Origin of the sequence: Bacteroides sp. 224, from assembly GCF_010500995.1 — a bacterium.
GTDB lineage: Bacteria > Bacteroidota > Bacteroidia > Bacteroidales > Bacteroidaceae > Bacteroides.
Genome location: NZ_QVMK01000020.1, coordinates 35059 through 47487, shown reverse-complemented (window position 1 = coordinate 47487; position 12429 = coordinate 35059). Strand labels below are relative to the sequence as shown.

Below are 12429 nucleotides of genomic sequence, written 5' to 3'. Positions count from 1 at the left end.
ATCTCACGAATCCGAAAATGAAAAGCGTGAGCATCGTTGGACTTCTTTTCTTTCATTGGTTGAGTCGTTAAAGAGTCAACCATATCTACAAAAAGACAGATTCGCGCCAACCATTCCTTCCAAAGTATAACTAATCCAGATTAAAACCCCCGAAAAGGATTTTATTACTCTTTTTATTCCACACTAACCCACATTCCCACAAAGAATCATTATTTTTGTGCCACTGGGATTCATCCCGAAACAAATACACTACTAAACAAATAATACCATGAAAATTAAAAAGCTGATAGGATGGGCTGTACTTTGCCTATATGCACTCACTGCATCTGCTCAAAGCAACCAACTAACCGTAGCCGATCCTTATATTCTGGAAGAAAACGGAACCTTCTATTTATACGGAACCCAATCTCCCAATGGCATTGTAGTTTATAAATCCACCAATCTGAAAGAATGGGAAGGGCCTTGCGGAGCTACCGAAGGACTTGCTTTACATAAAAAAGATTCATGGGGTAACAGCCGGTTCTGGGCACCCGAAGTGTACCGCACCCACGGAAAATTTGCAATGGCCTACAGTGTCGATGAACATATTGCTATTGCCTTTTCCGACTCTCCTATTGGTCCCTTTAAACAAGAAAGTAAAGAACCGTATATGGAAGAAAAAGGCATCGACAACCATCTATTTATTGATGATGATGGTACACCTTATATATATTGGGTACGCTTTCAGCACGGAAATGTTATCTGGATGGCGGAACTTACCAAGGATCTGAAAACAATTAAACCCGAAACCATGACCCTCTGTTTACGTTCGGAAAGAAGAACCTGGGAATGGACATCCTCCCAACCAAGTGCTTGTGTATCAGAAGGACCTTTCGTTATAAAACACAAAGGAAAATATTACCTGACGTACAGTTGCAATCATTTTCAAAGTCCGGATTATGCCGTAGGGGTTGCCGTTGCCAACTCTCCTTATGGTCCGTGGAAAAAATCAGATTACAATCCTATACTCAATAATCATGCAGGTGCTAAGGGAACAGGGCACCACGCTTTACTAACTACCCAAAAAGGAGAAAAGTATATCATATATCATTCTCATTATAGCAATGATAAAGTTTCTCCGCGCCGTACGTACATTGCGCCTTACAGCTTTGAGAAGAAAAAAAAGAAAGAATATACATTTAAAATTTCCGATTCTGTTATCATTCCAACCTTACTACCATGAAACATCTGTTTAGCTTAAAAAGATACACTACATTCATTGTATTTCTTCTTTGCATTTGCTATATGCATGCACAAAACTCTGCTACACCTCGCAATTTTTCCGAATATACGGAATATGCCACCTCTTTTTCCCAAAGTTATCCTACCGAGAAAGTATATCTTCACTTAGATAACAATAGCTATTTCATGGGCGAAACTCTTTGGTATAAGGCATACGTCTCGTTCACAGAACATAACATACCAAGCGTTCTCAGTAAAGTTCTCTATGTAGAGCTATGGGACCAGGTTGGCGTACTTACAGACAAACAGATTATACAAATTGAAAACGGAACCGGACACGGACAGTTTGAACTCAAAAACAGCTTTATGCCGGGCTACTACGAAATCCGGGCATACACAAAGTGGATGTTGAATTTCGGAGATGATATCTACTTCTCTCGTGTTTTTCCATTATACAAAAAGCCTCAAATACCCGGCGAGTATGATAAGACAATCAATAAATACCGTTTGAATAAGTTGATGAAACAACGTCCGGAAGAGAAAAACAATAAGTTCAATATTCAGTTTTTCCCAGAAGGAGGGCATTTAGTGCAAGGTATTCAATCTAAAGTGGCATTTAAAGTTTTCAACCCAATAGACTCACTGGTGGAAATCTCACTCTATTCGCCCGATGGAGAATTGGTAAGCGAAGCTACAACAGCACACGACGGAATGGGGAGTTTTATATACACTCCTACAAATAAAGCGGCTACAGTAAAAGTAAAACAAGGTAAGAAAGAACATTCTTTTACGCTTCCGGAAGCATTACCAACAGGATATACGATGAAGGCAACACATAGAGACGGGCAACTAAATGTACAAATTAATAAAAGCATCTCCTTACTGCAAGATACTTTGGGGCTCTTTGTTTTTTCCGGAAATACACCTTATGCATTCAAAGAATTAGCCGAGAATGCGCCCTCTCAATTAGTACGGTTTAAAACCAAGGAGCTTCCTGCGGGTGTATCCCGATTAACGCTGATAAACAAACAGGGAGCAATTGTAGCGGAACGATTATTTTTCGTTTCTCCAAATTCTTCCATACAAATAGCTGTAGAAGGACTAAAGAAGGCTTATAATCCTATAGACCCGGTTGAATTAAATTTTCAGGTAAACAAGTCAGACGGAAGCCCCTTAGCAACTGCTTTTTCTTTGTCTGTTAAGGATACAAAGAGCTCTGATTTATTATTCGAAGGGGATAATATTCAAACCAATCTCCTTCTTTCTTCCGAATTGAAAGGATATATCCATAATCCCGGTTATTACTTTAAATCGGATTCGCGAAAACAAAAGGAGGCACTCGAGTTACTACTATTGGTACAAGGATGGAGAAAATACAACCTGCAACAAACCATTGGAGTGGAACCTTTCGAAATTAAATACCTTCCGGAACAAACACTGAACTTAAAAGGAGAGCTTAGATCTTTATTCAGGAAGAAAGAAAAAGGAAACATGGAACTGAGTGTACTCATCCAGAATGATTCTTCCACTTGGATAGGCGCTACCATGACCGACACCTTAGGAGCTTTCACCATCCCCTTGGAAGGGTTGGAAGGCATCAGACCCACCCTCCTGCAAACTAAGAACTTAAAAGGAAATAGAAAAGACACCCACATCATGCTGGATCGTACTTTTTATCCACCCATTCGATCTTTTTACGCAGAAGAGCTAAACCCTCAATGGGACACCCTCTCTCTTGCCGCTCCCACAGCTCTGGAAGAAGAGTACCTGAAAAAGTTATCTCAAGAAACAGAGTTACTTGAATCGGTAGTAGTAAAAGCAAAAAAACGAAGAAGAAAAACAACAATAGATGAAGTCATGATAGATGCTTACTACAACGTTCAACAAATATTAGATGATCATCGCGATAAAGGAGAAGATTTTATCACACTCAGCCATTTTCTGGAAGAGATGAATCCTTATGTAAGAATTATTGCCGGAGCCTTGAATACAAGAACAGGTTCTATCGACCCGGATGAACCAAGTGAAATTTATTATAAGAACAGACCTGTTGTTTTTATTATTAACGGAAAAGCGTATGCCGATCATGTAACGAAGAATCTGGTACTAAAAGAAGTGGACCCTATACAGTCGTTAATCATTTATGACGATCCGATGGTGATTCATAAACTCCCCACAGAAATGATTTCGGATATAGAAGCAGAAGGAGCACATTCCGATTGGACGAAAGCAAATCGTATCTCCAACGAATCTGATGCAGCAGAAAGTTCCAATGAACAAACAGCTCAAGATTCGAATAAAAAGCCCAAAGATCATAGAGATCAAGTGATTTTTCTGATAAAGACAGTTCCGGGAGCAGAAGACTTCTATAAAAAGTATAAACCCGCCCGAGGAACTCGCCGTACGCTTATTCACGGATATAGTCAACCTGCTGAGTTCTACAGCCCCGATTATGCAGACACTTCTCTGCCTTCAGGAAATGATCATCGCCGTACTATCTTTTGGGCACCAAATGTACAAACCGATGCTTCGGGTAAAGCATCGGTGAAATTTTACAATAATAATAATTTTACCGGGATGTCTGTTCAGGCGGAAACGCTGACGGTTGAAGGGGAAATGGGAGTAATGGTTAAGTAACTAATCTCCCACCCCCTATTATTTATATTCCTTAGGAGATACCCCAAACTCCGCCTTAAAGCATTTAGTAAAATAAGAGGTGGAACTAAATCCTACTTTCCCACATATATCCTGAATACGGACTCCCTGTTGTAGCAGTTCGGCAGCCTTATACAGCCGAACTGTTTTAAGATAATCAATGGGGGGCATTCCTGTTAATGCTTTCACTTTTCGGTAAAAGTTAGAACGACTCATGTTCAGAGATTCTGCCAGTTGCTCTATGGAAAAGCTATCATCCGACATTTGTTCCAGAATAGCCTCCTTCATACTGTTTATAAATTCATAGTCTTTTTGTGATATAATATCCTGAACCTCTGTTTTAGGCGCTATGCCCAAATTAATCATTAGTTTATAATAAGCCTGACGTAGTTTCAACAGATTCTCTATCTGCCCACGAAGCTGCCTGATAGAGAATGGCTTCTCCAAATAAGCATCTGCCCCATTCTCAAAGCCCTCGGATTTGGCTTCGATATTTGTTTTGGCAGTCAACAGAATAACCGGAATGTGAGAGGTATTGATATCCGACTTTACTCTTCTGCAAAGTTCCATACCATCCATATCGGGCATCATCACATCACTTACAATAATGTCCGGGCTTTCTTCGGCAAGTACTTCTAGTGCTTCGTTGCCATTAGAGGCTTTCAGAATATGAAACCATTCACTAAGAGATTCTTGAGTCAGGTTCAGAAGGTCTATATTGTCTTCTACTAATAATACGCAGAATTTACGCTTATCCAACGCAAAATGATCTGCCACCTCTTCAGAAGAGATGTCTTGTATAATTTCTTCCTGAACATCTTTCTCTTCGGACAAAGCTTTCACCTCTTCCAACGGAAGGGTCAGCGTAAATACCGATCCTCCCCACACACTTTCACCCAAGCTTAGTTTTCCATTCAATCCTTCCACTAACGATTTGGAGAATGCCAGCCCGATGCCTGTACCTGTGATAGAAGATTTCTTATCCTTATCTTTTACCTGATAGAAGGCTTCAAACACCTTATCTCTTTCGGCTGGTGGAATGCCAAGACCATCGTCGCTAACCGAAATGTATAAATCAGCACCGGCAACAAACAATTTAATCTCTATCCGGTTTTTTGCATGTTTCACCGCATTGCTTAAAAGATTAACCAGCACTTTATATATCTTGTCCATATCCGTAACGGCTGTAAGCTCTTTTGCAGGCAGAACCGTTTGAATGTCAATACCTTTCAGTTCTGCCAATGTAGCAAACTGAGCAACAATCTGTTCGGTAAGTAAGTTCATATTGCAAGGCCTGCATACAAAACTCACATTGCCATTCTCCATCTTTTGGAAATCCAGCAATTGATTAACAATATCCAGCAAGTAATTTACATTCTTATCTATTACCGACAAATATTTAGAGCCGGCAGCATTCGTCTGTACCTCATGGAGTTTCTCCAAAGGCAACTTTATCAAGCTCAGTGGAGTACGGATTTCATGAACCAGGTTAATAAAGAAATTAATTTTCGATTGATAGATTTCTTTTTCTTTGGTAACCTGAAAATCCTTCATGCGCCTTCTATATTTCTTTCTTATGTATGCATTCCACCACCATGCCAAATAGGCAATGAAAGCTAAAAAGATAATTATATATAAGAAATAGGCTATGCCACTTCGCCACCACGGAGGAGTTATAATAATGGTAAGTTTGGTGCTTTCTTCATTCCAAAGATAATCGTTATTCGACCCGAGCACTTCGAGTTCGTATTTCCCGGGCGGCAAATCCGTATAAGATACTGTATTCTTTTCTGTGTTCTGTATCCAGTCTTTATCTATTCCATGAAGAATATAGGAATATCTATTATTGTCGGGTGCCTCGTAGCTCAGCGAAGCAAATGTCAACGAAAAGCTATTCTGTTCATAAGGCAACGTAACCCGACGGCTCATATAAAGCGGTGCCTCTGTTTGTATACGGTCTTTCCCGGCTTTTTCATCATCCAGATAAGGAAAACTTATATCTATCACATATACAGGAGGTATAAAATCGTTATCGGTAAAGGTTTCCGGCTTAAACATGTTAAACCCATTAATACCTCCAAAAAACAGATAACCATTAGAAGCCTTTAATGAAGAGCGAAAGTTAAATTGATTTCCCTGTATTCCGTCGCTCTGCGTAAACTCACGTGGAGTTTGTTTTTCTTTAGGGTGAATCTTCACCAATCCGGCATTACCGGAAATCCAGAAATTGCCAGTCTCATCTTCTTGAATGGCATCAATTACTTTATTGGGTATTAAGTTATTCTTCGGATCAAAATCGACAAAAGATCCTGTTTCGTTATCAAAATAACAAACCCCGCGTCCATTCGTTCCAAACCACATTCTTCCTTCTGAATCTTCAAAAAGAGTGCTAATAGAATTACTGATGATAGAAGACAAATTGTCCACCTCATGCTGAAAAGCTATCCAGTCTCCCCTTGGAAAATCCTGACGAAACACGCCACTATTGGAAGTAGCAATCCATAGCCGCCCCAGTTTGTCTTCATGAAGATCGACCACAGATACCATCATAGACACTGAGGATATAGTCATAAAATTATCTTCAGCATGGTTATAGTGGCATAACCCCCAACTTGTACCTATATAAACAGTTCCGCTTCGGGCTTGATATACAGCCAACACATCATCGCTACAAATGGTATTGGGGGTATCTTTCGAATGTATATAATGCTTAATACCTTTAGTATGCAAGTTCATTACAAACAATCCGGCACCATACGTACCAATCCAGAGCTTATTTCCCTCCAAACATAAAGTACGAACATCATAGTTTTTATTTCTGTTTTGTTGGAGAGGGAAATGAGACAGTTGATATGTTTCTGTATTAAAATAGTACAACCCCTTCCGCGTTCCTAACCAAATATTGCCCGAGGGATCTTCGCAAAAAGTATTCACTACCTTACCGGATGCTCCCGATCCATCCTGATAATCGGGCGAGAACAGATAAAAACGCTTGGTCGATTTAGGGATATAATTGGCACCTCCTAAACTGGTCAGTATCCAAACTCCGCTTTCTGCATCCTTCATCATAAAGTTTACAGAAGTATCACTCATATTCTTATGCTTCAGTTCTGTGACTTTTTTTTGGCTTAAGTCATACTCATAAAGACCATCTTCCGTACCTATCCATAAGTTATTGGCATTATACTCCATAAGGCTCTGAATCGTTTTCATGCCTTTGGAATTTACAAGTATACTCTCTATACTGCCATTCTCTGTATTATATTTCAATAGTTGCTTCCCGTTGGTACCTATCCATAAGTTCTTACCCATGTTCAGTAAACAAGTCAGTTTAGGTTCTTCCTTCTCTCCGGCATCTTGTATCAATGTATGTTTTTTCAGAAACTTTCCCCGGCTGTCAAAACTGAATAAGCCATCTTGCATAGTAGCAATGTATATCACTCCGGTGCTTTGCCCCACAATATCACAAATAAACCCGGATTGTGAGCTATTCTGAACCAACTCTTCCGTTCTGGGATTATAGATAAAAAGCCCCTGCCCTAATGTACCGATCCATAATTGCCCATCCGGTGCACGATATATTTTACTGATTTCGCTACTAATGGAAACTCCAAATTCCGTACGCTTATCAAAGTACACAAAATGATCTTTCTTCCGTTCATATAAATAAATACCACGCCCGGTACCTACCCAGATATTTCTGTTGTCCAACTCAAATAATGTCCGGATATAATTACTTTCGATGGAGAAAGGATTGTTCAGTTCATTTCTGTATACCTTATTTGTTTTGCCGTTATAACAGTTCAAGCCATCGGCTGTAGCAAACCAGATGAACCCATAACTATCTTGTATAGAGTGCCACACGGTGTTATGCGAAAGCCCATCCTCTATTTGATAAGGTTTACAAATAGTAAAAGAATGAGCGCACAACTGCGTATAGCAAAAAAGAAAGAATATAACTGAAAGATATTTCAAGATTCTCATGTATTAGTCAATAATTAGGCGTATGGAACGGTGTAAAGTTATAACTAATTTCTCAAAAAGACAAAGAATAGAAGATGACTCTTTCATACATTTTTCAAACAGTCTATTTCTTTTTATTCTCTTTTTCTTAACTTTGATGCTTCTATAAATAAAAGATGATGAGTGATTATATAATATGAAATACTATCTATTTGCAATAACTTTATTTATCTGCATTTTCATTCATGCTCAATCTTCCCATGTTTTTACACGGTATACCAGCGAACATGGTTTCGACCAGAGTACAGTAAGTGACATTCTACAGGATCAAAAAGGTTTTATATGGCTTGCCACCTGGGATGGCATTTATCGGTTTGATGGTTACACTTTCCGCCCCTATAAAAATGGCTCCAACTCTTCCACTGAGTTTGTCAGCAACCGTATCAATTTAATTGAGGAAGATGCATACGGCTGTATTTGGGCATTAGGATATGACAAACGAATTTCCCGTTTAAATCCATACACCGAGCAGTTTACAACTCTTCCGGGAGAAGATTGCTTTGTTAGAGAATTCTTTACCTTACCAAACGGCCATACCTGGATTGCCACCGAGCATAAAGGGTTAGCTTTGGCTGTAACGCAGGAAGAGAAACCACATTCAACACTTTCTTTAAAAACTAATCTGCTTCCTGATGAACACATCAATCATGTAGCTTTAGATAAGAACGGCAATGAATGGATTCTCACCCAAACAGGTATTTATAAATATACAGATGATACCCTTACTTCTATTTTCCAAATGCCCCAACAATCTTTCACCAGTATGCAGGAAACGGATATCGAGTTATTGTTTAGTTCTGCTAAAGGACAGGTATGGAAGTATCTCAAAGAAACGCAGCAATACAAAGTTTTACAACTTCCCACCTCCTCCGAAATAACCATCTTGCATGTATTGAAAGAAAACAAGTTGTTTTGTGGCACAGCCTCAGATGGATTCTTTGTTATGGACATAACCGGAGACAATATTCGCCATTACCACCCCTCTACCTGTAAAGCTATGCCCGACAATAGCATCAAAGCCGTATATATAGATAAACATGGTGATTTGTGGATTCAGCAGAAGAGCAAAGGAGTTACCGTTTTCCACCCTCAAACAGAAGATATTCATAGAATGGAAATCAGAGACAAGCATGGTAATTTATTCTCCGACGGACGTTTATACCAAATTGTATGGGAAGACAAGCAAGGGAACTTATTTATACACCCTACAGGTGGAGGCTTTGCCTATTACGACCGAACAAACAGAAAGTTAATCCCCATTTACAACAAACAACTTTCAGATGGTTGGCAAGAAGCAGACTTAATTATGGATGTTTACCTCGACAAGCAGGACAATATTTGGATCAGTTCTCATAGCAACGGACTTGAAAAGATTACATTCAAAACAAAATCGTTCCATTGGTACGCTCCGGAGCCATTACGTGCGGAACAAAATAACAGTCGCGCCCTGTTTATAGATAAAGATAAACGTCTGTGGATCGGTTTTAAGCACAAAGGAATCGGGGTGTATGATTCTAACCATACCTTTCTGGGATATCTTCAAAACGACGGAACGCTTTCTCTAAAGGAGAACAACCTACGGGTTGCCCCCTACTCTATTATGCAAGATCATCGGGGAGATATATGGATAGGCACTAAGAAATACGGAATAATCAGGTTGGAAGCTGCTCAAAGCACACCCGATAAGTTCAGAATATCGCGTTTCATGTTCAACGAAAAAGATTCGTACAGCCTTAGCAATAGTGATGTTTTTTATATGTTCGAAGATAATCATCATCGCATCTGGTGTGCAACATTAAACGGAGGCATCAATTACCTGAAATACGATGCAAGTACAAACACCTATTCTTTTATCAACCATAGAAATGAATTGAAGAATTACCCCATTGAAACCTGTTCGCGAACCAGACAGATTATTTCCGACAAGCAAGGGAAATTATGGATTGCCACATCCAACGGACTTTTGGTTATGGATGAAGACTTCAAACAGCCATCATCTATTGAGTTCAAGCAGATTAAGCATGTTCCGGGCAACCACCACAGCCTCAACAATAACGATATTCAATTTCTCTACCTCACTCAACAACAGGAATTGTACATAGCAACTTTCGGAGGCGGACTAAACAAGCTTGTTTCTTATCAAAACGGCAGTGCCGAATTTGAATCTTATACCAAAGAAGACGGACTTCTTTCCAATATTCTTTTAGCAATGGAAGAATACAACGGAAACTTATGGATATCTATGACGGAAGGTCTATCAATGTTCAATCCTCAAGAGAAAACCTTTGAGAATTACTCTTCAGTAGATTTTCCCGGGTTTATACGCTTCAACGATGGTGCCGGATGCTATTCCAAAAAGGAGAATGCGTTGCTTTTTAACACTCAGCAAGGGGTGTTGTGGTTTCAGCCCGATTCATTACAGAAATCTACTTATTCTCCCCCCATTGCACTTACTCAGTTACAGATTGCCGATAAAGTTATTCTTCCCGGCGACAGTACCCACATACTCGATCTGAGTATTGATAATACATCTAAGCTTGTATTGAAGCATAATCAACATTCGTTTAGCATCAATTTCTCTGCACTGGATTTAAGAAATCCTTCAAATATATCATATATGTATCGCCTAAAAGGTTTTGAAGATACATGGAACCAGGCAGGCAAAATACATGTAGCCAATTACACCAACATCCCCAAAGGAGAATATATATTCGAAGTACGCTCTACAAATAGCGACGGGGTGCCGACGAATAACATCCGACAATTACCCATACATGTATTACCCTCATTCTGGGAAACTGCTTGGGCGGGTATTTTATATGTTCTTCTCATGGCAGGCATCATATTTATCACCGTTCGCATTTTATTTACTTTCTATAAATTAAGGCACGAAGTAAAAATGGAGAAAGAACTGGCAGAGTTGAAACTACAGTTCTTCACCAATATATCGCACGAGCTGCGTACTCCATTAACACTCATATCAGCACCGGTTAAGAATATACTGGATCAGCACCAATTATCACCGGAGGTATACAGCCAGTTGCAACTGGTGAATCGCAATACCAACCGAATGACGCATCTGGTCAATCAAATTCTGGACTTCCAAAAAATACAGAGCCGCAGAATGAAGATGCAAGTTCAACAGATAGAGTTGGTTTCATTCTTACGCCATCTGATGGAATATTTTAGGGATCTCGCACAAAAACGAGCAATCAACTTCTCTCTAACCGCCAACATTGATACGCTTACAATATGGGCAGATGCAGACAAACTTGAAAAGATATTCTTTAATTTAATTTCCAACGCCTTTAAGTACACTCCGGCAAATAAAGAAATAACAATCTATATAAGAGAAGAAGGTCAACGTGTTCTTATTGATATATACGATCAGGGAATCGGCATTTCGCCCGATAAGCAAACAGCTCTGTTCGAACGTTTCGAAACAATCCTTCAATCTAAGAATAGCACAGGCATAGGACTCTCATTAGTTAAAGAGTTTGTCGATATGCATAAAGGAAAAATATACCTGAAAAGCGAGTCAGGAAAAGGAAGCACCTTCACCATAGAACTAAGTAAAGGAAAAGATCATTTTGATAATGCTTCCACCGAGTTCACCCCACTAAGCACGGATTCTGTCACCAAGCCGGTAGAAAATGAAGCCGAAGAGAAAAAAACAATGCTAATTGTGGAAGATAATGATGAACTACGCTACTTCCTGCGAAGCATTTTTGAAGCCGAATACCATATCACAGAAGCCGAAAACGGCAGAATAGCTTTAGAGGTTGCAACAAAACTAATACCCGACATTATAATCAGTGACGTGATGATGCCCGAGAAAGACGGTATTGAATTACTAAGCGATTTACGATCGGATGCTACAATCAGTCATATTCCATTTATCCTGTTAAGTGCAAAATCATCAATAGAAAGCCGTATCAAAGGCATAGAGCTCGGAGCAGATGATTATATCACCAAACCCTTTAGCGCCAATTATCTAAAAACAAGAATATCTAATCTATTGAAATTGCGGGAAAAGTTACAGCAACATTACCGTACCCTTCTTGCTGTTGAAAATCCTTTTACCGATTCAATTACAGGCACCATTACCTCTAATAATCAGGATTTTATGAATCGTCTGATTAAATCCATTGAGAAGCATATCAGCAATGGCGACCTCAAAATAGAGGAACTCGCTCAGGAAACCGGAATGAGTAGGGCTGTATTCTTCAAAAAGGTAAAGAGCTTAACCGGTCTTTCTCCGGTCGAATATCTGAAAGATGTTCGTATGAAAAGGGCTGCACAGCTTATTAAAACAAATGATCTTACTATTTCTCAAATTGCTTATCATGTAGGTTTTAATGATGCGCATTATTTCAGCAAATGTTTTAAACAGCAATTTGGGGTGACTCCTACGGAGTATCGGGAGGGGGAATAATTGCATCAAACAAGTGGAATATTTGTATTGCGTGGCGTTTTTTACATCATATTGTATTTTTTTCCTGCCTCTACTTCTTCTTTTAGAATTAATAT

4 protein-coding genes are annotated in these 12429 nt (G+C 39.3%); 3 read left to right on the top strand and 1 reads right to left on the bottom strand.

Annotation, left to right across the window (positions count from 1 at the left end; all coding sequences use genetic code 11):
• Positions 1–268 precede the first annotated feature (268 nt).
• Positions 269–1222: a glycoside hydrolase family 43 protein gene (locus D0T60_RS10995; protein ID WP_163218237.1), complete on the top strand. Its 954-nt coding sequence runs from the start codon at positions 269–271 to the stop codon at positions 1220–1222.
• Positions 1219–3858 carry a hypothetical protein gene (locus D0T60_RS10990; protein WP_163218236.1) on the top strand — a complete coding sequence of 880 codons (2640 nt, stop codon included), beginning with the start codon at positions 1219–1221 and terminating at the stop codon, positions 3856–3858. The genes D0T60_RS10995 and D0T60_RS10990 overlap by 4 nt, the downstream gene beginning before the upstream one ends.
• Before the next feature lie 18 nt (positions 3859–3876).
• Here the strand turns inward: D0T60_RS10990 and D0T60_RS10985 are convergent, their stop codons facing one another.
• Positions 3877–7860 carry a two-component regulator propeller domain-containing protein gene (locus D0T60_RS10985; protein ID WP_163218235.1) on the bottom strand — a complete coding sequence of 1328 codons (3984 nt, stop codon included), beginning with the start codon at positions 7858–7860 and terminating at the stop codon, positions 3877–3879.
• A 175-nt stretch (positions 7861–8035) separates the two neighbouring features.
• Here D0T60_RS10985 and D0T60_RS10980 point away from each other — a divergent pair, with 175 nt between their 5' ends.
• On the top strand, positions 8036–12334 hold the full coding sequence (locus D0T60_RS10980; RefSeq protein ID WP_203558321.1) for a hybrid sensor histidine kinase/response regulator transcription factor: 4299 nt from the start codon (positions 8036–8038) through the stop codon (positions 12332–12334).
• Positions 12335–12429 lie beyond the last annotated feature (95 nt).